The sequence below is a fragment of the Thiohalomonas denitrificans genome, from assembly GCF_900102855.1.
GTDB lineage: Bacteria > Pseudomonadota > Gammaproteobacteria > Thiohalomonadales > Thiohalomonadaceae > Thiohalomonas > Thiohalomonas denitrificans.
In genome coordinates this window covers 1-24,131 of the sequence record NZ_FMWD01000016.1, presented here as the reverse complement: position 1 = coordinate 24,131, position 24,131 = coordinate 1, and the positions used below count along the sequence as shown (strand labels likewise).

Below are 24,131 nucleotides of genomic sequence, written 5' to 3'. Positions count from 1 at the left end.
CGGGCATAGGCCGGTGAAACGGCCGCAGTCTCGTATCGGAGGATAAACCACGGGGAGCACAGGGGATACAGGGGTTCAGGTGGCCGTCCTGTACCCCTGCGTTCCCCGGCTTAGCGGTGTCCCGCCGGAACCCCTGAGAGCCGCTAGTGTACTGTTGCATGCTTGGCGATACTTTCAGAGCCCCCCAAAAACGTCAGGACAAGGCGCAGCGCGCAGGCAATGGTTATTCCCTTGTCAAGCGCTGCAACGCCGTCATGGCGTTTTTGGGGGGCTCCCTTCGGGCGAGCCGCTGGCCGGCCATCTGCTGCGTTGCGTTTCTTGAAAAGGGCGCGCCATTCCCTGCGAAACGCGCCTTGCATCTGGCCGGCCAGCGACTCGCTGAAAGCACCGCCAAGCATGCAACAGTACACTAGTGGTGCCAATAGCGACGAGCATACTCCCGATAGCTCCGAACCCTCAGTGATTCGCCGCCCATTTCCACCAAAATCGGTCCGGAATTCCCGGTAGTCAACGCCTTGGCACCACTCTCCCGGTAGCGGTTCAGCACCGTTTTAGCGGGAAATCCCCACCGGTTGCCGGCTCCGGCCGGGAAAAATACCCATTCGGGCTGGACGGCTTCAACAAATGCTGCACTTGAGGAGGTCGAACTACCATGGTGGGGAGCGACGATCAGTTCGGCTCTCAGCGGCACACCATTACCGAGCAGACGCTCCTCCCCGGGCGTCTCGATATCGCCCGGCAGCAACAGCCGGTGCCCGCCGGCCGTGACCCTCAGCACACAGGAGGCGTTGTTTTCCGAGTCGCCACCTCTGAAGTCCGGATGCAGCACTTCGAAACGGACGCCGTCCCAGTTCCAGGTCTCGCCCGTCCGACAGGTCTGGGTCCCCTGTTCGACATCGGGCTGCAGGATCCTTCCAATCGACAGCGCCTCTTTCAGGGCCGGGAGACCGCCGACGTGGTCACCGTCGCCGTGGCTCAACACCAGCGTGTCGACCCGTTCCGTGCCGATAGTTCGCAGGTAAGGCGCAACCACCGCAGAACCGGCATCAAAGCTGGCTGAAAAGCGCGGGCCCGTATCGTAGACCAGGACGTGTCCTGCGGTCTCCACGACCGCCGACAGACCCTGACCGACATCGAGCAGCGCCAGTCGGGCCATGCCGTGCGGCAGGTCGGACGGGCGAAACAGCAACATTGGCAGTAGCCCGAAAACCCCCAACCATCGTGCCGGAATACCGCGAGGGGCCATCATCCAGAACACCCCCGCGGCTGCCGGCATCAGCGTCCAAAGCGCCACGCTGCTGCCCACGGGTTCCGCCCCGGCGAGGCTCTCCAGTAACGGCCACGGCTTCTCCAGGGCAAGGCGTGCCACCTCAAGCAGGCCGGCACCAGCGGTTTCCCACAGGGGCAGCAGGAGCGCACCGGCCAGCGTCACCGGCACCACGATGAAACCGACCCACGGCACGGCTGCGAGGTTGGCCAGCGGTGAGATCAGCGATGCCGAATCAAAGGCCGCGATTAGCAGGGGGAACAGGCCCAGTCCGACCAGGAACTGGACCCGAATCCAGGCCCCCCAGCCCTTCACCCGGCGCAGCCGTCCGTGAAGTCCGAACAGAATCACCGCGACCGCCGCAAAGGACAGCCAGAAACCGATGGAGAGCACAGCCAACGGGTCAATCAGCAGGACGGCCAGGAGCGCAGCGGAAAGGCCGAAGCCGGGAGTGATTTTGCGCCCCGTCGCTACAGCTCCCAATGCCACAGCTGCCATTACGAGAGCGCGCTGGGTGGGTACCGAAAAACCGGCAAGTCCTGCGTAGGCCAGGGCCGCCGCGCCCGCGAGCACGGCGGCGGCCCGGGGGGCCGCGACGTGCGCACAGCACGATGCACATCGCGACCACATCAGCCGCGCGAGGAAATAGGCCAGGCCGGCAATAAAACCGATGTGCAAGCCGGAGATGGCCATCAGGTGGGTCGTGCCGGTAGCGGCCAGCACTTGCCAGCGCTCCGGAGCAATCTCCCGCCGGTCCCCTACCGCCAGGGCGAGGATTAGATCGGTGCCGGGTTTGTGCTCGAGCGCTTCACCTACCGCTTTGGAAATCCTGTCACGCCAGGCGTCGAGCCCTCTTCCCGGCGCTTCGCGGCGGTTTTGATCCGAATCCCGGACGTAGCCGGTAGCCCGGATGCCGTTCTGGAACAGCCAGCGCTCATAGTCGAAGCTGCCGGGGTTGAATAATCCACGGGGGCGTTTTAGACGTATCAGCAGGCGCCAGCGTTCGCCGGGGATGATTTCCGGGTGATCACGTCCGTACCAGCTGAGCCGCAATCGCCCGGGCGGCACGACAGGCGTTCCGGCCGCTTCCAGCCGGTCCGGTCGGAAGAGAAAGCGGATCCGTCGTCCGTCCCTGTCCGGAAGATCCTCGACGCTGCCCCATACCATCAGGTCTTCGCCTTCCAGTGATTCGGGTAAGGGATTGGAAAGGACGGCCCCGGCATGGAACCAGGCCCAAAGAAAACCGGCACTCACCGCGAAAATCGCTGTCTGATAGTTTCGGGAGCGAAGGAAAAGATGGGCGACAAACGGGGCACCGGCGGCCAGTAGCAGCCAATGGAGTGTCGGCAGCTCGGCGCACAGCTGTAGTGCGGCCACACCGAGCAAGAATGCAATCGTCCCTGAAGGCATCGTTTCCAGAAGCCTGTGAAATCGTGGATAATAATGGGCTACCGTGACAGGCGGGAGCCCGTTAGCGCAACTCGTTACTCAACTCGCGCAGTGTTAGGCATGCCGAAGCGTCTCATAAAACACTACATGCCGGACCATGACACCCTCCGGAAGCACAGACATCTCAAGGTATTCGGCACTCTGCACCACAGCCCGAACCTTTGGCACCTGAACCGCCGTTCAGCTTCAGGGGCTTTTGCGGTCGGGCTGTTCATGGCCTTCGTGCCCGTGCCTTTTCAGATGCTGCTTGCCGCCGGCGGAGCGATCCTGGCGCGGGTGAATCTACCGCTTTCGGTGCTTTTGGTCTGGGTCACCAACCCGGTGACCATGCCGCCGATCTTTTTCGGCGCTTACCGATTGGGCACATGGCTCCTGGGGGCGCGCGAGAGGGATGTGAATTTTGCGCTTTCGCCGGAGTGGCTGCTCTACGAAATGGGGACAATCTGGCAGCCACTTCTGCTCGGCTGTCTGATTCTTGGAACCCTCAGCGCGGTAGCCGGCTTCGGTGTTATTCGCGGGCTCTGGCGGCTCCGGCTGGTTCGTCATCACCACCGCAAGAAACAGGACCGGGCCGCCCGGGAGGTCACGAGCAAATTCAATTAGCGACGCGTAGTCTGCGTTTTGCTCCCTCCGTCGCGCCCATCCTCAGTCCCGACCGTTGTCTACCAGTACCCCGTCTTTCATGCGCAGGACGCGATCCATCCGCCCCGCCAGCTCTTCATCATGGGTGACCACTACAAAACTGGTCCGGAACTCGCGGTTTAACTCCAGCATCAATTCGTAGACCTGCCTGGCGGTATGCACATCGAGATTTCCGGTCGGTTCATCCGCAAGAACGCATCGGGGCTGCGTTACCAGGGCCCTTGCGATGGCGGCTCGCTGACGTTCGCCGCCGGAGAGTTCTCCGGGTTTATGGTGGACCCTCGGACCGAGTCCGACCCGTTCCAGTACCGTTTCCGCCTGTTCACGCGCCCTCTCCGGCGCCACCCGGCGAATGAGCAGGGGCATGGCGACATTTTCCAGTGCGCTGAATTCCGGCAACAGATGGTGGAATTGATATACAAAACCCAATGCCCGATTGCGCAGGCGTCCCCGTTCTGCCTCGCCCAGGGCGCTCATTTCATTGCCGTCGACCCACACGCGGCCCTCGGTAGGAGCCTCCAGGCCGCCCATGAGGTGTAGCAGCGTGCTTTTCCCTGAACCCGAGGTGCCAACAATGGCGATCCGCTCGCCTTCCGCCACGTCGACATCCACTCCCCGAAGAACCTCGACGACCGCCGGTCCCTGACGGAACGTCTTGTAGAGATTGCGGCAGCCCAGCACGATGTTTTCAGGTTCACTCATAACGCAGTGCCTCCGCCGGTTGGGTGCGTGATGCCCGCCACGCCGGATAGAGGGTAGCGACCACACTGAGCAGGAAGGCAATCACGGTGATGTTCACCACATCGCTTCCGTGGAGTTCCGATGGCAGATCGCTGATGTAGTACACATCGGCCGGCAGGAACTGGATACCGAACAGCTGCTCGATGGCCGGTACGATGTTTTCCACATTGAGGGCCAGCGCCACCCCGCCGATGAGTCCCAGCAGTGTCCCGACGAAGCCGATCAGCGTCCCCTGCACCATAAAGACCCCCATGATGCTCTTTGGGGTGGCGCCCAGGGTGCGGAGGATGGCGATATCAGTCTGCTTGTCCGTCACCACCATCACCAGGGTGGAGACGATGTTGAATGCCGCCACTGCCACAATCAGCAGCAGAATCACGAACATCACTGTCTTTTCGGTCTGAATGGCGCGGAAGAAATTCGAGTGATACTGGGTCCAGTCCCGGACCTGATAGATACCGCTCATTTCACTCGCCAGTTCCCGACTGATATAGGGAGCGCGGAACAGATCATCAACCTTCAGCCGAACCCCGGTAACCCCGTCATCCATCCGAAACAGCCGCTGGGCATCCTGCATATGGATGAGTCCCAGGGCGCTGTCGAATTCATACATGCCGACCCGGAAGATGCCCACCACGGTAAAACGCTTCAGGCGCGGCAGCATACCGGCGGGGCTGACGTTTGCGGAGGGAGAGACCAGGGTAACCTTGTCGCCCTGCAGCACACCGAGGATGCGCGCCAGATCGGAACCCAGGATAATCCCGAACCCACCGGCCTCCAGTGATGCAAGCGTGCCGCTGACCATGCTTTCGGCAACTTTGGACACTTCTTTCTCTTCATCCGGCAGTACACCGCGGATAAGGCTGCCGTTCACCTGCTGTCCGTGGATGAGCATCCCCTCCTTCTGGATATAGGGTGCAGCTCCGATGACCTTCGGATGTTCGCTCACGGCCTCCTCCACCGTTTGCCAGTCATCGAGCGTACCGCCATAGGTGCTGATGGTGGCATGAGCCGCCATACCCAGCATGCGTTCACGCAACTCGGTCTCGAAGCCGTTCATCACCGAAAGCACAGTGATCAGCGCCGTCACGCCGAGCGCAATTCCCAACATCGAAGTCGCGGAGATGAACGAGATAAAATGGTTGCGGCGCTTAGCGCGGGTGTAGCGCAGGCCGATAAAGAGTTCGAGAGGTCGATACATGGGGCGCTATTAGACCATAGGTGAATGGGGAAACGTAGGGCGACGGCTATTCACGGATAACCCACTGGGAACACGGAGGTTGGCAGTGGTAAAGAACCGTTGTCCGGTATAGAACCACGATTCAATAATGACCATAAGTGGGGAATCGGGGCTTCCCTCCGTGTTCTCAGTGGTTATCCGTTTCCACCGCGACTTCAGGACACAGCACGGTGAGTGGCCTTTCCAGCACGACGCGTTCCGGAGTGACCGCCGCACGGTAGGCAATGGCTTCCACGCCGGCTTCAATGGCCGTCCGCAGTGTCTCTCCGTAGAGTCGATCGATTTCGTCGGCGGGCCGCACACGCTGCGCATCTCCGCGCTGGACGCAAAAGAGTATCACGCCTCGGCCACCCTCCTCGACGACTCCCATCAACTCGCGAAGATGTTTACTGCCCCGCGCGCTCACGGCATCGGGAAAGAAGGCGTAGCCCGCCTCGTCACAGGTGGTGACATTCTTGACCTCCACATAGCAGGGCCGGCCGTCTTGATGGCCATTCAACAGCAGGTCTATACGGCTCGACTCACTGCCGTAGCGCACCTCCCTTCGGACGCTCTCGTAGCCCTGCAGCTCCGTGATGGTGCCATCGTGAATCGCCGCTTCCACCAGGTGATTGGGTAGTCCCGTGTTAACGCCCACCAGCACCCCCTCGCGGTTTTCGGTGATCTCCCAGGAGTAGCGATACTTTCGTTTGGGATTTTCGGTATCACGCAGCCAGATGCGGCACCCGGGATCGGAACAGCCCAGCATCGAACCGGTATTGGGCGTGTGCACGGTAATCACCGTGCCGTCCTGCAGCTCCACGTCGGCCAGAAACCGCTTGTAACGGCGAATGAGGGTGGCGGGAATCATATTAGTGGCTAGTGGCTAGTGGCTAGTGGCTAGTGGCTAGTGGCGAGGGATAGTGCCTGGTGCCATCCCTTCTCCCGTACCTACCGCGTTCGGCGCCGTGCTTCGAGGATGTTGGGCAGCTGTCCGATCCGCGAGAGAATGCGGCTCAGTTGGTTGGTATCGGTGATCTCGACGGTCACCAGCATCTTCGCCGTGTTCCGGTGCTTGTCGGAACGGGTGTCGGTTGTTAGTACGTTGATCTTCTCGTTGGCCAGAACGGTTGAAATGTCCCGCAGCAGGCCCTGCCGGTCGACAGCCTCGATCTCCAGATCCACCTGATAGGTGTTCTTTTCACTGGCACTCCAGTCCACCTCGATAATGCGCCGGCGCTTCTCCTCGGGGAGATTGAGAATGTTGCTGCATTCGCGTCGATGAATGGTGACTCCCCGACCGAGGGTGATGAAACCGACGATGGGGTCGCCCGCCGCCGGAGTGCAACAGCGCGCCATGTTGGTGAGCAGGTTGCCTACACCCCGGATATGGATATCCCCACCTTTTGCGCCTTTGCGCCTCTGCACCGGGGCCAGGGTATCGGTTTCATCTTCGCGACGAGTCAGATGGTGTACGGCATGTCCGATCTGCGCCGTGTTGATGTCACCCCGGCCGACGGCGATCAATAACTCGTCCACCTGCTGCAATCCGAAATGCCTGGCAAGCTTCAAGCGATCCAGGTCACTCACGGCCAACCGGTGCAGCTCCCGGTCGAGTGCTGTTTTACCATCGGCGATGTTCTTCTCGTGATCCTGCTGCTTGAACCAGGCCCGAATCCTGGAACGGGCACGCGAGGTCTTGAGGTATCCCAGGTGAGGATTCAGCCAGTCGCGGCTGGGGCCGCCATGCCTGGTGGTGAGGATCTCCACCTGTTCACCGGAATGGAGTTCATAGGTCAGCGGTACGATTCTGCCGTCCACCTTGGCGCCGCGACAGCGATTACCCACCTCACTATGGATGTGATAGGCGAAATCCAGCGGGGTGGCGCCCTGGGGCATGTCGATGACCTCGCCGTCCGGGGTCAGCACATAGACACGATCCTGAAAGACCTCGGACTTGAAGCGGTCAATGAAGTCGCCGGCGCTGCCCTCTTCCTCTTTCCACTCGAGGAGCTGGCGCAGCCAGGCGATCTTCTGCTCGAAATTCTGGTCCTGCTTTCGGCCCTCCTTGTAACGCCAGTGCGCTGCCACGCCCAGCTCGGCATGCCGCTCCATATCCCAGGTCCGGATCTGGACCTCCAGCGTCTTGCCCTCGGGCCCCACCACGGCCGTGTGGATGGACTGATACATGTTCTCCTTGGGAGTGGCGATATAGTCGTCAAACTCCCGCGGAATATGCGGCCACAGTGAGTGGACAATACCGAGCACGTGATAGCACTCGGCAACGCTGTCGACCAGAATACGAACCGCCCGTACGTCATAGAGCTGGTGGAATCCCAGTCCCTTGCGCTGCATTTTTTTCCAGATGCTGTAGAGATGCTTGGGACGGCCCTTGATGTCGGCCTTGATCCCCGCCTCGGTCATCTGTCCTTCGAGAACACCGATGACATTCTGGATATAGCGTTGGCGATCGACGCGCCGTTCCCGCAAAAAGCGCGCGATTTGCCGGTAGGTGATCGGGTCCAGATAGCGGAAGGCGAGGTCTTCCAGCTCCCACTTCACCTGCCAGATACCGAGGCGGTTCGCCAGCGGAGCGTAGATATCCATGGTCTCCCGGGCAATCCGGCGCTGCTTCTCCTCGGGCAAGTGCTTGAGCGTACGCATATTGTGCAGCCGATCGGCGAGCTTGATGAGCACTACGCGCACATCTTCCGCCATGGCCAGCAGAAGCTTGCGCAGGCTCTCGGCCCGGGCGGATTCCTTGCTACTGTCCCCCAGCTCCTTCTGATAATCGCCGATGATGCGCATCTTGGTGACCCCATCGACCAGATGGGCGACACCGGGACCGCAGGTCTCGGCAATCTCCTCCAGGGTGAGGTCGCTGTCCTCTACCGAATCGTGGAGAATTGCCGCACCCAGACTCTCGTGGTCGAGATTGAGTCCGGCAAGAATGTCGGCAACGGCGATGACGTGGGTCAGGTAGGGCTCTCCGGATGCCCGAATCTGCTCCTTATGGGCCCGCCGGGCCAAACCGACCGCGCGCCGAATGACCTCCAGTTCGTTACCGGAGTGGCGGTGCCCGATACGCGCAATCCAGGCTTCCGGATCGGCTCGGGTATCGGTTTCAGGAACTTGGTTTTCGACGTAGACCATAAGCTTTTGCGACTCGGGGCGGCATGCCCTTCGATTTAGACTCTTATTTGATCTTAGGTTTCCATTGAGCTCTCGGCGACCGGTTGATGATCACATCCCCGGCCGCCGCTGTCAGTTTGGACCTCAGCCAGCGATGGGCGGCATCCTCGTCATGGCGACGATGCCAGACCTGAAACAGCGGCAAGGCATCCAGGTCAAACGGTGGTTCGCACCAGGCGAACTCCCGCATCAGCCCGGAATCGAGCAGACTCGGCAGGATGGCGAGCAGGCCGGTGCCGCGCATGAAGGCCGGAATCCCGGCGACATTGTCCACCACCACCGCCACGTCGCGATGAATGCCGAGCGCCCGAAACTGTTTCTCAAAATCGGCCTTTTCGCTGTCTTCATACTGCAGCCCGATGTGTCGGGCCGCAAGATAGGCCGCCAAATCCCGCGGAGGTTGGGTCTGGCGCCTGTCGTAGAAGCAGACCAGCCGGTCTTCCAGTAGCTGTTCCGTATGGACATCACTGCCCTGCGGCGGCCGAGGGGTGATAATGAGGTCGCAGCGATCTTCACGCAACAGCTCCACCTCCGGGATGCCTGCCGGAATAACCCGCAAACGGATCCCCGGCGCCTCCTCACAGAGGGAGCGAAGGACGCGCGGTAGCAGAAGGTCGCGCTGGAAGTCATTGGCGGCCACCGTGAATTCCCGCCGTGCTGTAACGGGATCGAAATCGGGAGGCTGCGCAATCGCCTTCATCCCTTCCAGGACCGTGCGTGCCCGCTCGCCAAGAGTCTCGGCATAGGCCGTCGCGACGATGCCGCGCCCCGATTTCACAAACAGCGGGTCTCCGGTGATATTCCGCAGTTTTTCCAGCGTATGGCTTACCGCCGACTGGGTTACACCGAGCCGTTCCGCCGCCGCAGTGACGGAGCCGGCCTCGAGGACGGCAATGAAGAGCCGCAATGCTCGTCCGTCCAGACTCAAATAATCGAAATCATTCATGGGTTCCATGATAAATGCATTGTTTATCTTTATAAACGGATCGGCGACGATTGCCCTCTTTTTGGTACTTGCGAAAGCGAGCCCCAGCGGCTTCCTCCAACACACGGATCAGAATCTCGAACCATGGCTAAACGCTTCGTCGCCGTTACACTGTTCCTGCTGGTTATCTTTGGCGGGATCTTCGGGTTCAAATACCTTCAGATGCAAGGAATGGCCGCAGAGATGGCCAAACCGCAGCCGCCGGCGGTGGTCTCCACCACCGAGGTCCGGCAGGAGACCTGGCGCCCCTCTCTGCGCGCTGTGGGCAGCCTCACTGCCGTTCGCGGCATTGATGTCGCCTCGGAAGTGGCAGGCAAGGTAAGCCGTGTCACCTTCGAATCCGGCGCCGTGGTCGATGTCGGCACCCCCCTGATTGAGCTGGACGCCACTGTCGACAGGGCCACTCTGGAAGGTGCTAAAGCGGACCGGCGACTCGCCCTGGTGCAGTTGCGTCGTTCCGAAGACCTGCTGGGGCGCCAGGCGATCTCCAAATCCCAACACGACGAAGCGCAGGCAAAGTATGACGCCGCCGATGCGCGTGTGGCCGAGCAGGAGGAGAGGATTGCGCAGAAAAGTATCCGCGCTCCTTTCGCCGGTGTGCTCGGTATCCGCCGCATCAATCTGGGCCAATACATCTCACCGGGTGCCCGCATCGTTTCCCTGCAGGCCCTCGATCCGATCTATGTCGATTACGCCCTGCCCGAGCGCAATTTCTCCGAAATGCGCAAGGGATTGCCAATCGAGGTTCGTGCCGACGCCTATGCCGACGAGGTCTTCAAGGGCCGGATCACGGCCATCGATTCCGGCATTGATGTCGGAACCCGGACCATTCGCCTCCGCGCCAGCCTGGATAATCCCGACGGCCGCTTGCGGCCGGGCATGTTTGTCGAAGTACTTACCTTCAATAAGGAGTCGCGCGAGGTGCTGACGGTTCCGCGGACGGCCGTGAGCTTCAACACCTACGGCAGCTTCCTGTATGCCGTGACTGAAGAAGAGGACGGTACGCTGAGAGCCAAACGGCAACAGGTAACCACCGGGAAAGTCCGCGAGGGTCGCGTGGTGGTAACGGAAGGTCTGCAGGCCGGGCAACAAGTGGTCCGCGCCGGACTGGTGAAGCTGCGTGACGGTCAAGCCATTACCGCCGATAACAGCGTCGAGCTCGACGACGCCGAGGTGACTACGGAATGAAGTTCACAGACATCTTTATCCGTCGGCCGGTCCTGGCGACGGTAGTCAGTCTGTTGATACTGCTGCTCGGCGTCCGTTCGCTCGGACTGCTGGAGGTCCGCCAGTACCCCGAGATCCAGAATACGGTGGTGACGGTTGCGACCGCCTACCCGGGTGCGAGTTCGGAGCTGGTAAAGGGCTTTGTAACCACACCGCTGCAGCAGGCCATCGCCGAGGCCAACGGCATTGATTACATCAACTCCAGCAGCTCCCAGGGTGCCTCTGTCATCGAGGCGCACATGGAGCTCAACTATGATCCGAACGCCGCCGTGGCCGAAATCCAGGCGAAGGTCGCCAGTAAACGCAACGAGTTGCCCGCCGACGCAGAGGACCCGGTGATCGATTCCGCCACCGGCGATTCGACGGCCCTGATGTATATCGCTTTCTATAGCGATACGGTACCGCGTCCGCAGCTCACAGATTATATCCTGCGTGTCGCGCAGCCCCAGCTGCAGGCCCTTCCGGGCGTCGCCAAGGCGCGCCTGTTCGGCCAGCGGTTCGCCATGCGTATCTGGCTCGATCCCCAGCGCATGGCCTCCCTCGGAGTCACGGCCGATGATGTCGCCGAGGTGCTCCAGGACAACAACTACCTGGCGGGCGTGGGCTCCACCAAGGACAAGTATGTCCGCGTCGATCTCACCGCCACCACCGATGTCTCGGCGCCTGAGGATTTCGATGACCTGGTGGTGTTGAGCGAAGGCGGCACGCTGGTCCGGCTTGGCGATATCGCCCGCACGGAACTGGGGGCCGAAGATTACGAGTCGACCGCCTGGTATAGCGGCACCCCTGCCGTGTTCCTGGCCATCGAACAGGCTCCCGGCGCCAATCCGCTGACCGTGGCGGAAGCGGTCAATGACGAGGTGCCGCAGATTCGCGCGCAGCTACCGGACGGATTCAACGTTCGCGTCCCCTACGATGCCAGCAAGTTCATCAACGACTCCATCGACGAGGTGTATAAAACCATCGCCGAGGCGGTACTGATTGTGCTGCTGGTGGTCTACCTGACGCTGGGCTCGTTCAGGGCCGCCATCGTACCTGCGGTGGCGGTACCGCTCTCGCTCATCGGTGCGGCATTCGTGATGTACGTCCTCGGCTATTCGCTGAATCTGCTCACGCTGTTGTCGATGGTCCTGGCCATCGGTCTGGTGGTGGATGACGCCATTATCGTGGTGGAGAACGTCCATCGGCATATCGAGCGCGGCGAGACCCGTTTCCAGGCGGCCATATCGGGAGCGCGAGAGCTGGCGGTGCCGATCATCGCCATGACCACGACACTGCTGGCCGTTTACGCCCCCATCGGCTTTATGGGCGGTCTGGTCGGCTCGCTGTTTACGGAATTCGCCTTCACCCTTACCGGCGCCGTATTAATCTCGGGCGTTGTCGCCCTGACCCTTTCGCCGATGATCTCGTCCAAGGTGCTCAAGCCCCATGGCAATCAGGGCCGCTTCGAGCAGTTCGTCGAACGCAGTTTCGAGCGGCTCTCTGCCGGCTATCTGAAGCTGCTGCACGGAGCACTGGATTCGGTGCCGGTGGCAGTATTCTTCGGTGCGGTGATCCTCGCTTCCATCTATTTCATGTTCATCACCAGTGAAAGCGAACTCGCCCCCACCGAAGACCAGGCCATTCTGTTCTTCCAGGGTACAGCACCGAGGACGGCGACGCTCGACTACCACAAGGTCTACACCAGGCAGATTCAGGGGCTGTTTGAGGAGTTCCCGGAATACCACGAAGGCTTCACCATCCTCGGGCGCAGCCCCGATACGGTCTTTGGCGGTTTCAAGATGGAATCCGCCACGGAGCGGGAACGTTCCCAGATGGAGATCCAGCCCGAGGTGGATGCGGCGCTGAAGGGCGTAGCGGGATTCCAGACCGCCGTCTTCCCTCGTCCCTCCCTGCCGGGATCCGGTGGCGGGCTGCCGGTTCAATTCGTCATCACCACTGACCGGGGCTATGAAGAGCTGGCGGGAACTGCCGACGCGCTCATCGGCCGCGGCATGGAGTCGGGCAATTTCATGTTCCTGCGCAAGTCGGTGGAGATCGACCGACCGGTTACCAATCTCCTCATCGATCGGGATCGTGCCGGCGATCTGGGCATTTCCATGGCGGAGATCGGCCGTAATCTCTCGCGCATGCTGGGCGGCGGTGAGGTGAATCGCTTCAGCATGGACGGACGGAGCTACAAGGTCATCCCGCAGGTGGAACGCGAATTCCGGCTCGATTCCGCCATGCTGGAGGACTACTACGTTCGCGCCGGCTCGGGGGAGCTGGTACCGCTTTCCACACTGGTGCGGCTGGAGGATGGAGTCGAGCCCTCCAAGCGGACGCAGTTCCAGCAGCTCAACTCCCTCACCGTGGAGGGGGTCATGATGCCGGGGGTCGCCCTGGGTGATGCCCTGGGCTACCTGGAGACGCAGGCTCAAGAGCTCTTCCCGAAGGGCTACGGTTTCGACTATACGGGTGGTTCGCGCCAGTTTGCACAGCAGAGCAGCGCGTTGATGGTGACCTTCTTCCTGTCGCTGATGGTCATCTACCTGGTGCTGGCTGCACAGTTCGAATCCTGGCGTGATCCGGCGATCATCCTGGTCTCGGTCCCGCTCTCCATCGCCGGGGCCATGGCCTTCATCACCCTGGGTTTTGCCACCATCAACATCTATACCCAAGTAGGACTGATCACCTTGATCGGCGTGGTGGCGAAGAACGGCATCCTGATCGTCGAGTTCGCCAACCAGTTGCAGATCAAGGAGCGCCTCTCGAAACGCAAGGCGGTCGAGCAGGCCGCATCGATCCGGCTACGGCCCATCATCATGACCAGCGTCGCGCTGATTGTAGCCATGGTGCCGCTGCTCACCGCTGCAGGACCCGGCGCAGTCAGTCGCTTCCACATCGGCCTGACCGTCGCCACCGGCCTCGGTATCGGCACCCTGTTCACGCTGTTCGTGCTGCCCGCCTTCTACCTGCTGCTGGCCCGCGACCACACCAAGACCGAACGCGCTTTGGAGGCGAACGAAGAGACGGTTTGAAGGCTGTTCTCACCGCAGAGTGCGCAGAGATTTGCTCAAAATATCGCCGCGGGGGCGCGCCTCCTACCGGGAATACGCCTTCGTTCTCCGGTAGGAGGGCCGCCCCGGCGCGCCTCCTACCCGCCCCCTCACGAAGAAGGGGCGTTCACAAATGCTACTAACGACCCCCGACCTTGCGACGGCCCTTGCGCGGGTCTTTGGAACGCGCCACCGGCTTGCCCTTCTGCACCGGTGCTCGCATCGGCCCCGGCTTTGGCGCCATGCCCGGTTGCCAGCGAGGCACCAGGTGGCGCTTGCCGTTGCCGATGAGATCGGCGCGACCCATGCGTTTCAGCGCATCGCGCAACAGCGGCCAGTTGTCGGGGTCGTGATAGCGAAGAAAGGCCTTCTGGAGCCGGCGGGCGCGGCCACCCTTGGGCACCGGGACATCACCGGGTTCACGTCGCACCCGCTTCAGCGGATTGTGCCCTGTGTGCCACATGGCCGTGGCCAGCGCCATCGGGGACGGCAGAAAATTCTGCACTTGATCCAGCCGGAATTTGTTGCGCTTCAGCCACAGGGCAAGCGTTAGCATGTCCTCTTCCCTGGCACCCGGGTGGGCTGACATGAAATAGGGAATCAGGTACTGCTCCTTCCCCGCCTCTTTCGAGTAGCGCTCGAACAGTTCCCTGAAGCGGTCATAGGTGCCCATGCCGGGCTTCATCATGTGTGACAGCGGTTCGGTTTCGGTGTGCTCCGGGGCAATCTTCAGATAGCCGCCCACATGATGGGTCACCAGCTCCTTGACATATTCGGGATCGTGCACCGCCAGGTCGTAGCGAAGCCCGGACGCGATGAAGACCCGTTTCACACCCGGCAGCTCCCGCGCCTTGCGGTAGAGCTGAGTCAGCGGCTTGTGGCTGGTGGACATGTTCCGGCACACGTCCGGATAGACGCAGGAGAGTCGTCGGCAGGCCGATTCGATCTCCTCGGATCGGCAGCGCAAACGGTACATGTTGGCGGACGGCCCGCCCAGATCAGAGATATTGCCGGTAAAACCGGGCACCGTGTCGCGTACGGTCTCTATCTCGTGGAGGATCGACTCCTCGGAACGGTTCTGGATGATGCGCCCTTCGTGCTCGGTAATGGAGCAGAACGTACAGCCGCCAAAACAGCCCCGCATGATGTTGATGGAGAAGCGGATCATCTCGTAGGCGGGCAGCTTCGCATCACCATAGGCCGGATGCGGACGACGCGTGTACGGCAGCTCATAGACACCGTCCAACTCTTTGGTCGACAGCGGCACGGGCGGCGGATTGATCCACACGTCCCGGTCGGCATGGCGCTGAACCAGAGGCCTGGCGTTGTGGTAGTTGGTCTCCAGATGCATGACTCGCGAGGCGTGGGCGTAGAGAACGTCGTCACGACGCACCTGCTCGAACGACGGCAGGCGAATGACCACATTGTCCCGCTGATCGCGCGGCACCTCCCGCAGCTGGTGAACCACGGTTCGGCACGGCTCTGCGGCATACGGATCGTGCGGCGGTTCGACCTGCTCCCCCGGGGTATCCACCTCACTGGAATCGAGTTCGAACCACTCGCCCGGCACACCGCCGAAAAATGCCGTACCGCGAAGGTCCCGGATGGTACCGACCGCCTCCCCCCGGGCCAGGCGGTGAGCGATCTCCACAATGGAGCGCTCGGCATTTCCGAACAGCAGCAGATCCGCCTTGGCATCCACCAGGATCGACCGGCGCACCTTGTCGGACCAGTAATCGAAGTGCGCGATACGCCTCAGGCTCGCCTCGATACCGCCGATGATGATTGGCACGTCTTTATAGGCTTCCCGGCAGCGCTGGGAGTAGACCAGCGTGGAACGGTCGGGGCGTTTACCGCCTTCGCCTCCCGGCGAGTAGGCGTCATCGGAACGAAGTCTGCGGTCCGACGTATAGCGATTCACCATGGAATCCATGTTGCCGGCCGTGACACCGAAGAACAGATTGGGCCGGCCGAGCACCGAAAAGGCCTCTGCCGAGGTCCAGTCGGGCTGCGCGATGATCCCCACCCGGAAGCCCTGAGCCTCCAGCAGGCGGCCAATCAGCGCCATTCCGAAACTGGGATGATCCACATAGGCATCCCCGGTGACCAGGATGACATCGCAGCTGTCCCAGCCGAGTTCATTCATCTCCTGCCGGCTCATGGGCAGCACCGGCGCCGGCAGCAGCCGCGCCGCCCAGAAGCGGCGATAGGAGAACAAATCGGGAGTTTCTTGGATCATAAGAGTAAATAACCAGGGTGTGCGGCAGCGCGCAGGCCAAACCGCATTTTACGTGGGACAATCAGCCGCGGTATATTGCGGAAAGTGAACAGTTTATCAAGGAGCCGTACGATGCGTCTTCTATCCGCCGCGACAGGGCTGATATTCATCGGGCTATTCAGCCTGCCCGCTACGGCGGACACGCTTACCATGCCCCCCAAAGATCGTGCTCCCACCGAACGGGTGGAAGTCGAAATCGAAATGCCGGCTAAAGGCATGAGCATGCGCCAGGTCGAAAAGCGCTTCGGCCCCCCCGAGCAAAAGGCGGCGCCGGTCGGTGATCCGCCCATTACCCGCTGGAAATATGACGATTTCACCGTCTATTTCGAGCACCAGTACGTGATTCACTCGGTTCTCAATCGCTGAACCCGCCGTGAACGGTTCCAACGTCCGTCTGCCAGCCGAATGGGAGCGGCAGGACGGCCTGTTGCTGACCTGGCCCCATGCGCATAGCGACTGGGGTGATCGGCTGGCGGAGGTCGAACCGGTTTTCGTGGCCATCACCCGTGCCGTGGCCGAACACGAACGCGTGCTCATCTCCTGCTTCGACCCGGCCCATCGCACCCGGGTTCGACAGCTACTGGAAAAGGGCAAGGTTTCGATGGATCGAGTGGCGCTGTTCACCGTGCCCTCGAATGACGTCTGGGTGCGCGATCACGGTCCTGTTACCGTGATTCGCAATGGCAGCCCCCTCCTGCTCGACTTTGGCTTCAACGGCTGGGGCCGGAAATACGAGTACCGGCTCGACAACCAGGTCTCCCGCAACCTCGAGCGTGCCGGGGCCTTCGGCGATACCCCCATGGACGGCATCAGCCTCATCCTCGAGGGCGGCAGCATCGAGAGCGACGGCGCCGGAACCCTGCTGACCACCAGCTACTGCCTGCTCTCCCCCCAGCGCAATCCCCAATACGACTGCGCCGACCTGGAGGCAGCCTTTGCCCGTGAATTCGGCACCCGCCGCGTACTCTGGCTCAAAAAGGGTCTGCTCAGCGGCGACGATACCGATGGCCACATTGATACCCTGGCGCGCTTCTGTGATCCGGCCACCATCGCCTATGTCGCCTGCACCGACCCGAACGATCCCGACTACCCGGAACTGGCGGCCATGGAAGCCGAGCTGAAGGAATTCCGCACTGAAGACGGAGCCCCCTACCGCCTCGTCCCCCTGCCCCTTCCTGCCCCCAAATATGACGAACAGGGCGACCGTCTGCCGGCCACCCATGCCAATTTTCTGATCATCAACGATGCCGTCCTGGTCCCCACCTATGACGACCCGAGCGATGCGGTGGCCATGCAGCGGCTGGGCGAGTGTTTCCCCGATCAAACGTTGATCGCCATCGATGCCCTCCCCCTCATCCGCCAGTACGGCAGCATCCACTGCGCAACCATGCAGCTGCCGGCCGGCACACTCGATAATCGCCGCTAACCTCAGCACAGGCGAAGTATTGCTACCATGGCAACCGTTCACAGGAGCAAAGCCCCTCAGGGAGATGTCGCCCATCCCTCCCAGAAAGGGGGGCATTCCTTGGAACAAACGCCTTCTCCAGTGCCCCTCCACGTCCCGGGGAGGGGCAGGAAGGGGGAAATTTTCCATAGCAGCAAGCATCTCCAGCCCATCCCCTCCACCTCCGGGGGAGGGTTAGGGAGGGGGCGAAATTTTTCATCCTTACGGAGCAGCACCCATGCACACTTCCAAATTATTCCCTGATAGCACCACACTGGAGCTTTTCGATCCCCTGGCGCAACTCCTCGGCGCAGGCGACGGCGTCTTCACCTATACCTTCGACGACGCCATCAAACTGGCCGGCCACGCCTGCCCCACCGTGGCCGGTGCTTTCGTGATGGCCCAACAGGCGATGGCACGGCTCTATCCGCAAGAGCGCCCCCTGCGCGGCGGCATCCGCATCCGCTTCGCCGCCCCGCCCGACCAGGGCGCCAACGGCCCCTTCACCCAGGTCCTGACCCTCCTCACCGGCGCCGCGGCCGAAAACGGCTTCGCCGGCCTGGGCGGCCAGCACGTCCGCAAGGGCCTGCTCAGCTTCGAAGCCGACGCCGAGCGGGGACCCGTCACAGCTACCTTCGAGCGCAACGACACCGGCGAGCAGGTCACCCTGCAGTACGACGCCTCCCCGATCCCGGCCGACCCCCACATGATGAGAGACCTGCAGCAGGTACTCTCCGGCAACGCCGATGATGAGACTATTCAACGATTTCGAAAAGCCTGGGCCGACCGGGTGAGCCGAATCCTCCAGGACGGCGGCCAATCGACGATCAGCGAGAGCTGACGAACAAATAACCTGCACCTGATCCGGCGGGTTACCCGCATCCCAATCCTCCTGGGGAGAAGGGACAAAACCAGTGCAGCCGCGGTTGAAACGGAGAAAGAACAGGTTGGAGTTCGAGCTAGCGGCAAATGAGGTGGAAACCGGGCCCGATTATCTCAACGTCACGGGTGAGGCGAAACCTGGCGGTTTAGTGGCGAGCACGGAACAGCGCAACTGCTCGAGAACCGTCTCCGCCGTGTTGCCGATAAAGAGTCCGGGGATGCCGGTGCGCGCTACCGTTCCCATGACGACCAAATCGGCCTGCAACTGTTTAGCCATCGCAGGAATTACCCTGGCTGCCGAACCCTGGATCAAGTGAAAGTGGGGAGAGATATAGTCGTAGGCCTCCTGGCCTATCTGCGCACGTAATCCCTCACGCAGAGAAGCCATCCCGTTCTGATGGCGTGAGCGCTCGCTTTCAACATAGCGGGAGGCGGCTTCCCCGGGGTTGTCGCTCCATGAGCGCAACAGCATTTCCGCAGGGGTATCCCAGACATGCACGAGATGCAATTGAGCGAAATCGGAGAGCGCGAGCGAACTGGAGAGTTCCAAAAGCTTACGGTTCAGCCCCTGTCGCGCCGATTCGGGCTCCGACGGGTCGAAGTCGACGGCAGCCAGGATGCATTCGTAGTTGGTTTTTTCGGCTGTTTTCATCAACCAGACTGGCGCGGGACATTTGCGCAACAGGTGCATGTCTTCGCTGCCGAAAATCCTTTCCAGAAAATCCGGGTTCGCGGCGGGCTTGATCACCAGATCGTAGCCATCCCGGAGTACCTCGCGGATCACTTCCAGATACATCGAGCCCGTCAGCACCTTGCAATGAATACGCCTGCGCTCGCGGTGCGGCGCCACCAGGGAATCCAGGGCCTGCCGGCGCTCGGCCTCGAACCTCGCCTGCAAATCAGGGGGAAGTCCGATGCCCGCAGTGACCTGAGGAATCACATCGATGACCGTTAAATCGGCCTGATTGTTCTCCGTCAATGACACCGCCCTCGCAAGGGCGGAATCCTGTTCAACCGCGTTCTCGGATACGTAAAGGATGTTTTTGAAACCTTTCATGGATTCTCTCCCGCCGGTTGGGGAACGGCAACCGACGTTTTTGCGGGAAACAGTCGCTCTGCTGCCTCTTCAGCCGCATCGGCATAGGGTATTAATACTTTGTCTACCCCCTCCTTTTCGAACAACCGGGCCTCCTGGCGGCTTGATGCAGAGATCGCCACTTTTCGCGGGTAACCCTGTGCTGCAGGCCGTGCAGCAACATCTGGTTTATGCTGCGGTCGCGAACGATGCTGACCACCCACTCGGCCCGTTGTAGGGGAGAGAGGCCACAAATTCGGGGTCCTCGGCATCGCCGTAATGGACAGTGTAGCCATAGCGGGTGTGCTGGCGGACAGCCTCCGGATCGAAGTCGACGGCCAGCAATCGGCAGCCACGCTCGCGAAGGCTCGCCGCAATGGCAGCACCGAAACGGCCCAATCCTATTAGAAGGGTATCGACGCGCCCCTCATCTTCCAGCGGGCTGTCCAACTCCCGATGTGCCACTTTGCGTTCGAAAATCGACAGCCAGGGCGCGATGCGCTCATAGATCGCATGCGAGTAAAGAATCATGTAGGTGGAGGCGCTGATGGTGACCAGTCCAACCAGGGTAATCAGCCCTACCGTTCCCTGTTCCAGGTGATTGAGGGCTCAGCCCCAGTGCCGCCAGAATCAGCGAAAATTCGCCACCATCAATCGACGTGGCTGAATTTTACGGTTTTCCCACACCCGATGATGCAGTGGATGCCACCATCGCCAACTACTTTCGACGACGTTTCCACAACCAGCCTGTAGTCGGTGATCGGATAAGAGTCAGTGGGTGGAAATGGTCGTACGCGATATTAAAGGGGGTGTTGTTGTCCAGGTGGGGCCTGAGATTGGGCCAAAAATCGGACTGAACAGACCCCTCCCCTCCACGTCCCACCGACCCCGTAGGTGGAAAAATACCTCCAGTAGGTCCTCTCAGGCAGAGCCGATGACGACAAAACCCAAATGTTTCGCCAGGCGTGGTCCGATTGGGTCAGCCGAATCCTCTGCGCCGGCGGTCAGTCAACGAATACCGAGCTAACGAACAATGACCTGCATCTGATCCGCCAAGCTTGCCCAATCGCACGGGTTTCCCCTGCGACATTACGTGTTAGGTAGCGGTTCGTCGGTTACCGTCGACTCTGTTGTGCAATAGGTTTATCGGCCAGCCGCCTTGCCGCGGCAAATGCGGGTGATATAGTGATGGCTGCGTAGGAGAAAGGAACAAAACAAAAGGGAGTGTTTTTATGTCCGCTACCGATATCACAGACAACATCTTATCCGGTTCAAAAGCCCGTCTGGTCCCAGTGGTTGCTGATTCCAAGAAAGAGGAGCGCGCCACCTCGGTCCTACTATCCACCTTCATGCTCGTGCCACAGCTTGCTGAAGCGGTTCTCACGGATGCCGGGGCGAAAATCGGGGTACGCTCCGACATCAAGTGCTATACGGAAATCGTTTTCAAGAACAAAGATCAAAACAGGGCCAGACCCGACGGCCTCATTGTGATTACTCGTGGTTCGAACCGTTGGTCTGCTCTTGTCGAATCAAAAATAGGCAACAACGATCTCACGAAAGAGCAGATTGAAAGCTATCTCGATTTGGCTCGGGAGGTAGGGGCTAATGCCGTCATTACCATCTCCAACCAATTTGCCACCACCCCCACCCACCATCCGGTATCGGTCAATAAGACCAAAACCCGCACCGTCGATCTGTTTCACTTCTCATGGCTTTCGGTACTCTCAAAAGCTTCCATTATGTCGGAGGCCAAAGGTATCGATGATCGGGAACAGTCGATGATTCTTCGTGAATTGGTCCGTTATCTTGGCCACTCGTATTCCGGTGTATCCCCGATGAATTCGATGAATTCGGAGTGGAAAGACGTCTGTACGCAGGTTCAGGAAGGCGCGGTGCTGAAGAAAAGTGCACCCGAAATAGAGGCAACCGCCGTTTCCTGGCAACAATTACTCCGTTACATGTCGCTTGAGCTCTCGATGGCCACGAACAGCACCGTGCAGGTCGCAATTTCGAGGGCGCATGCAAAAGATCCAGTAGCGTTGCTACAGTCCGATATATCTGATCTTGTCTCCCGTTCGACGCTCTACGGAGCGCTTTCCGTCCCCAACGCCGCCGGTCCAATTGCAATCTGTGCCGATCTAACCCGAAAAGTTCTCTCTCTCAGCATGCGAGTCAATGCACCGGAAGATCGGTCTCGCGCGACCGCAGCCATTAATTGGCTGACCCGGCAGCTCAAGAGCGTCACCGAGTCCCCTGATTTACTCATCAAGGCGATCTGGCCCGGAAAAACAGCCGATACACAGTGCTCGATAACAGAGGCCATCGATGAACCTTCCACATTAGTCCCAGCAAAGATCAAAGGAATACCTAAAGCGTTCGAAGTCATTCGCGTTATCGATCTAGGTAGTCGATTCAAAGGGCAAAAGGTTTTTGTTGAATCCGCCATTGCGGCGGTACCCGCTTTCTACCGCGACGCCGGTCAAAACCTGACCAAGTGGGTCGCACCACCCCCGAAAACCAAGACCGAAGAACTCAAGGAAAAAGCGGACTACGACGATATTGAACCCGAACCGGGGATTACTGAAAGTCCGGATGGTGCAATCCTGGCGGGAAACTAAGCGTCTGCGCATTTCACCGAAAGGCCCTGTAAGTCATTCTGCCGCGGTTGCGCATTGAAAACGAGCGCAAGACGATTGTTTGAAGTCGCATTAACGAAGCCTGGCTGTGGACCTCATGGCTTTTTTCGGCCAAGAGCCGTCATTCCGGGCGGAGTCGGTGAATGACCGGTTGGGTCGAGACACCGTCCATTCAGGCCGACCGAAACCGTGGTGCGTCCCCTATTATTTGCACTGGCTAACTACCGGCCGTGCCATACTGTCCATTAATTTTTTTAACATGTATCACGACCCAATGGAAAGAAGAATAGAGGATTCCCCGAAGTAGCCTTGGGGCAATTGAATAAGGGGATGGGGTACAGACAAAAGCTGTTAACGGGAGGACTTTATGGCCATTCACGAAGAAACAAGCCTTCTTCATTGGAATTACTTCTTGGCCCTAGAGACAGACGTGGAACGGATGGCGCGATTCGTGGAATTCTCTGGCAACAACTTTGGAGCGTACTCAATCGAAATGGCCCACCTCTTTTTAGCGGCGGCCTCAGAGGTCGATGTCGTGGCCAAGCTGCTTTGCTCTCTGGTTGGCCCGGAAGCGAATCCTAGCAATATAGAGCAATATCGCACTATTCTGCGCCAACACTTGCAAGAACTCGAAAATTCGCCAGTCACGATTCCTCGGTATGGATTGAGCCTTGAGCCGTGGAGCAATTGGCAGAGAGATGAGACCCCTGATTGGTGGCGCGACCATAACAAGGTGAAACACCAGCGCGGGGAGCACTTCCAGCTGGCAAATTTGCAGAACGTACTAAATGCGATGGGCGGCCTGTTTCTGCTTATCCTCCATTACTACCGCTTGGTAGACGGAAGACGAATTGAGCCGCCTCCGTCCTTGTTCACGCCGTCCAGTGATTTGGCAATAGTTGCCCCATCCGTGGGCGGCCGTATGGCGCTATTTTTTAAGTAAGAACTAGCTAGTGCTTCGCCTCATCCCCGGCCGCTTCTCGCCAGCTGATTCATCTATCTGGCGAGATAGCAGGCAAGCAGCCGCCACTCTTGCCATCGCATCTAACTACCTTATCTTGCCCAAAGCCGCTGTCGAAAATCGCAAGATTGCGTTCGCTCAAGCGAAGTTCGTATCGAGAAGAGCCGCAAGTTAGATAAACAGAGCGGCTGTCGATAGCTCTCCAGCCGCATGCGTGGTTGTGAAACTTCGCTTCTCCTTCGGAGTAGATGGAAATATAACCGTCGCCAAACGGTTCTCCCCATTTTCCCACCGCTTGATGTTTGCCGCATCCGGACAAAAAAACTGCGGCAGATGCGATGAAAATGGTAGGAATAACAGTCCTACGCTTTGCAGAAAACACAGCGCACTCCTTCTTGGTGCGTCACCACGGCGCTATAAGCTTGCGGCCAAGCTCTAACTAATGGTCTTCAGTTAGGAGGGTTCAATGACCTCTGGTTGCTTACTCTCTCAATTTTTACTGTGGTCTATCCGCCGCGTCAATGCACCGCCTCGCCTTCCGGCCGCTTCTCGCCCGGGGATTCGTTCATCTGGCGAACCGTTTTTTTTGTAACAAATTCAGGCCTAGTTGTGTAAACCCATAAGGTTGTTCACGGAAAGTCCCAACCGGCTGACCGGAGGCTTGTAATCCAGACTGGCATGGGGGCGGTGCCAGTTGTATTCATGTAGCCAAACCGGAAACTGCCCGGCTCTCTGCATTGAGTTCTTGTACGAGCGGGCATAGGCCCACTCGTGCAGGGCGGTTTGAATAAGCCGTTCGGCCTTGCCATTGGTCCGGGGGCTGTACGGCTTGGTCAGCCGATGCTTCAGTCCCAGTCGCCGGCACAGGCGCTCGAAGCGCTCTGAGCGGTAACAGGCCCCGTTGTCGGTCAGCACGCGCTTGAAGCGAATACCCAGCCCGGCGTAGTAGCGCACCGTCTGCAACAGGGCGCGGCAGGCGCTGCGACCCGTCTCATCCGGGTGGATTGTGCCAAAGGCCACTCGGGAATGGTCATCGATAGCGATGTGAACATACTCCCAACCGGCGCCACGGCTGTTGGGCCGGCGGTTGCCGGT

General features: G+C 60.1%; 20 protein-coding genes. 9 read left to right on the top strand and 11 right to left on the bottom strand.

All coding sequences use genetic code 11. The features are described from left to right. Positions 1-158 precede the first annotated feature (158 nt). Positions 159-413: a hypothetical protein gene (locus BLP65_RS17040; protein WP_175452623.1), complete on the top strand. Its 255-nt coding sequence runs from the start codon at positions 159-161 to the stop codon at positions 411-413. Here BLP65_RS17040 and BLP65_RS15835 read toward each other — a convergent pair. Continuing rightward, on the bottom strand, positions 410-2,677 hold the full coding sequence (locus BLP65_RS15835) for a DNA internalization-related competence protein ComEC/Rec2 (RefSeq protein ID WP_092999180.1): 2,268 nt from the start codon (positions 2,675-2,677) through the stop codon (positions 410-412). The genes BLP65_RS17040 and BLP65_RS15835 overlap by 4 nt on opposite strands. Positions 2,678-2,776: 99 nt before the next feature. Between BLP65_RS15835 and BLP65_RS15830 the strand changes: the two genes are divergently transcribed. After that, the gene (locus BLP65_RS15830) at positions 2,777-3,319 is read left to right on the top strand and encodes a DUF2062 domain-containing protein (RefSeq protein ID WP_092999178.1); all 543 of its coding nucleotides are present in this window, start codon (positions 2,777-2,779) and stop codon (positions 3,317-3,319) included. Between the two features lie 42 nt (positions 3,320-3,361). Here BLP65_RS15830 and lolD read toward each other — a convergent pair whose 3' ends face one another. The 5 genes from lolD to BLP65_RS15805 form a co-directional block, all read right to left on the bottom strand. Beyond that, positions 3,362-4,060, bottom strand: coding sequence for a lipoprotein-releasing ABC transporter ATP-binding protein LolD (gene lolD, locus BLP65_RS15825; protein ID WP_092999176.1), 699 nt, complete (start codon positions 4,058-4,060; stop codon positions 3,362-3,364). Next, positions 4,053-5,300 carry a lipoprotein-releasing ABC transporter permease subunit gene (locus tag BLP65_RS15820; protein WP_092999174.1) on the bottom strand — a complete coding sequence of 416 codons (1,248 nt, stop codon included), beginning with the start codon at positions 5,298-5,300 and terminating at the stop codon, positions 4,053-4,055. The genes lolD and BLP65_RS15820 overlap by 8 nt, the downstream gene beginning before the upstream one ends. Positions 5,301-5,466: 166 nt before the next feature. After that, positions 5,467-6,189 carry a DNA/RNA nuclease SfsA gene (gene sfsA / locus BLP65_RS15815; protein ID WP_092999172.1) on the bottom strand — a complete coding sequence of 241 codons (723 nt, stop codon included), beginning with the start codon at positions 6,187-6,189 and terminating at the stop codon, positions 5,467-5,469. Between the two features lie 80 nt (positions 6,190-6,269). Beyond that, a complete protein-coding gene (gene relA / locus BLP65_RS15810) occupies positions 6,270-8,471 on the bottom strand; it encodes a GTP diphosphokinase (protein ID WP_092999170.1) in 2,202 nt (733 codons plus the stop codon). Between the two features lie 43 nt (positions 8,472-8,514). Then, a complete protein-coding gene (locus tag BLP65_RS15805; protein ID WP_092999168.1) occupies positions 8,515-9,456 on the bottom strand; it encodes a LysR family transcriptional regulator in 942 nt (313 codons plus the stop codon). Between the two features lie 123 nt (positions 9,457-9,579). On the opposite strand from BLP65_RS15805, the gene BLP65_RS15800 reads away from it, so the two are divergent. Beyond that, positions 9,580-10,683 carry an efflux RND transporter periplasmic adaptor subunit gene (locus BLP65_RS15800; protein ID WP_092999166.1) on the top strand — a complete coding sequence of 368 codons (1,104 nt, stop codon included), beginning with the start codon at positions 9,580-9,582 and terminating at the stop codon, positions 10,681-10,683. Then, the gene (locus BLP65_RS15795) at positions 10,680-13,742 is read left to right on the top strand and encodes an efflux RND transporter permease subunit (protein WP_092999164.1); all 3,063 of its coding nucleotides are present in this window, start codon (positions 10,680-10,682) and stop codon (positions 13,740-13,742) included. Before BLP65_RS15800 ends, BLP65_RS15795 begins: the two co-directional genes overlap by 4 nt. A 157-nt stretch (positions 13,743-13,899) precedes the next feature. On the opposite strand, the gene BLP65_RS15790 is transcribed toward BLP65_RS15795, so the two are convergent. Then, on the bottom strand, positions 13,900-15,999 hold the full coding sequence (locus BLP65_RS15790; protein ID WP_092999162.1) for a YgiQ family radical SAM protein: 2,100 nt from the start codon (positions 15,997-15,999) through the stop codon (positions 13,900-13,902). Positions 16,000-16,110: 111 nt separating this feature from the next. Here BLP65_RS15790 and BLP65_RS15785 point away from each other — a divergent pair, with 111 nt between their 5' ends. The 3 genes from BLP65_RS15785 (at position 16,111) to BLP65_RS15775 (ending at position 18,323) form a co-directional block, all read left to right on the top strand. After that, complete coding sequence (locus BLP65_RS15785) at positions 16,111-16,404, top strand: hypothetical protein (RefSeq protein WP_092999160.1); 294 nt, start codon at positions 16,111-16,113, stop codon at positions 16,402-16,404. 7 nt (positions 16,405-16,411) lie between these two features. Then, a complete protein-coding gene (locus BLP65_RS15780; RefSeq protein ID WP_092999158.1) occupies positions 16,412-17,464 on the top strand; it encodes an agmatine deiminase family protein in 1,053 nt (350 codons plus the stop codon). Positions 17,465-17,720: 256 nt separating this feature from the next. After that, positions 17,721-18,323 (top strand): hypothetical protein, encoded by a 603-nt coding sequence (locus BLP65_RS15775; protein ID WP_092999156.1) that lies wholly within the window; start codon positions 17,721-17,723, stop codon positions 18,321-18,323. A 150-nt stretch (positions 18,324-18,473) separates the two neighbouring features. Here BLP65_RS15775 and BLP65_RS15770 read toward each other — a convergent pair whose 3' ends face one another. Then, a complete protein-coding gene (locus BLP65_RS15770; RefSeq protein WP_092999154.1) occupies positions 18,474-19,421 on the bottom strand; it encodes a universal stress protein in 948 nt (315 codons plus the stop codon). Positions 19,422-19,628: 207 nt separating this feature from the next. Next, complete coding sequence (locus BLP65_RS17260; RefSeq protein WP_245688385.1) at positions 19,629-19,970, bottom strand: NAD-binding protein; 342 nt, start codon at positions 19,968-19,970, stop codon at positions 19,629-19,631. A gap of 701 nt (positions 19,971-20,671) precedes the next feature. On the opposite strand from BLP65_RS17260, the gene BLP65_RS15760 reads away from it, so the two are divergent. Then, positions 20,672-22,057: a hypothetical protein gene (locus tag BLP65_RS15760; protein WP_092999152.1), complete on the top strand. Its 1,386-nt coding sequence runs from the start codon at positions 20,672-20,674 to the stop codon at positions 22,055-22,057. A gap of 385 nt (positions 22,058-22,442) precedes the next feature. After that, positions 22,443-23,018 carry a hypothetical protein gene (locus BLP65_RS15755; protein WP_092999150.1) on the top strand — a complete coding sequence of 192 codons (576 nt, stop codon included), beginning with the start codon at positions 22,443-22,445 and terminating at the stop codon, positions 23,016-23,018. Between the two features lie 49 nt (positions 23,019-23,067). Here BLP65_RS15755 and BLP65_RS16805 read toward each other — a convergent pair whose 3' ends face one another. Both BLP65_RS16805 and BLP65_RS15750 read right to left on the bottom strand, forming a co-directional pair. Next, a complete protein-coding gene (locus BLP65_RS16805) occupies positions 23,068-23,418 on the bottom strand; it encodes a hypothetical protein (RefSeq protein WP_139181542.1) in 351 nt (116 codons plus the stop codon). Between the two features lie 221 nt (positions 23,419-23,639). Further along, the coding region (locus tag BLP65_RS15750) for a DDE-type integrase/transposase/recombinase (RefSeq protein ID WP_139181541.1) at positions 23,640-24,131 on the bottom strand (492 nt) is incomplete at its 5' end.

Excerpts from the sequence above, each read along its gene's own strand:
- BLP65_RS17040 (WP_175452623.1), top strand. The coding sequence starts at position 159 with ATGCTTGGCGATACTTTCAGAGCCCCCCAAAAACGTCAGGACAAGGCG.
- BLP65_RS15835 (WP_092999180.1), bottom strand. The coding sequence starts at position 2,677 with ATGCCTTCAGGGACGATTGCATTCTTGCTCGGTGTGGCCGCACTACAG.
- BLP65_RS15830 (WP_092999178.1), top strand. The coding sequence starts at position 2,777 with ATGCCGAAGCGTCTCATAAAACACTACATGCCGGACCATGACACCCTC.
- lolD (WP_092999176.1), bottom strand. The coding sequence starts at position 4,060 with ATGAGTGAACCTGAAAACATCGTGCTGGGCTGCCGCAATCTCTACAAG.
- BLP65_RS15820 (WP_092999174.1), bottom strand. The coding sequence starts at position 5,300 with ATGTATCGACCTCTCGAACTCTTTATCGGCCTGCGCTACACCCGCGCT.
- sfsA (WP_092999172.1), bottom strand. The coding sequence starts at position 6,189 with ATGATTCCCGCCACCCTCATTCGCCGTTACAAGCGGTTTCTGGCCGAC.
- relA (WP_092999170.1), bottom strand. The coding sequence starts at position 8,471 with ATGGTCTACGTCGAAAACCAAGTTCCTGAAACCGATACCCGAGCCGAT.
- BLP65_RS15805 (WP_092999168.1), bottom strand. The coding sequence starts at position 9,456 with ATGAATGATTTCGATTATTTGAGTCTGGACGGACGAGCATTGCGGCTC.
- BLP65_RS15800 (WP_092999166.1), top strand. The coding sequence starts at position 9,580 with ATGGCTAAACGCTTCGTCGCCGTTACACTGTTCCTGCTGGTTATCTTT.
- BLP65_RS15795 (WP_092999164.1), top strand. The coding sequence starts at position 10,680 with ATGAAGTTCACAGACATCTTTATCCGTCGGCCGGTCCTGGCGACGGTA.
- BLP65_RS15790 (WP_092999162.1), bottom strand. The coding sequence starts at position 15,999 with ATGATCCAAGAAACTCCCGATTTGTTCTCCTATCGCCGCTTCTGGGCG.
- BLP65_RS15785 (WP_092999160.1), top strand. The coding sequence starts at position 16,111 with ATGCGTCTTCTATCCGCCGCGACAGGGCTGATATTCATCGGGCTATTC.
- BLP65_RS15775 (WP_092999156.1), top strand. The coding sequence starts at position 17,721 with ATGCACACTTCCAAATTATTCCCTGATAGCACCACACTGGAGCTTTTC.
- BLP65_RS15770 (WP_092999154.1), bottom strand. The coding sequence starts at position 19,421 with ATGAAAGGTTTCAAAAACATCCTTTACGTATCCGAGAACGCGGTTGAA.
- BLP65_RS17260 (WP_245688385.1), bottom strand. The coding sequence starts at position 19,970 with ATGATTCTTTACTCGCATGCGATCTATGAGCGCATCGCGCCCTGGCTG.
- BLP65_RS15760 (WP_092999152.1), top strand. The coding sequence starts at position 20,672 with ATGTCCGCTACCGATATCACAGACAACATCTTATCCGGTTCAAAAGCC.
- BLP65_RS15755 (WP_092999150.1), top strand. The coding sequence starts at position 22,443 with ATGGCCATTCACGAAGAAACAAGCCTTCTTCATTGGAATTACTTCTTG.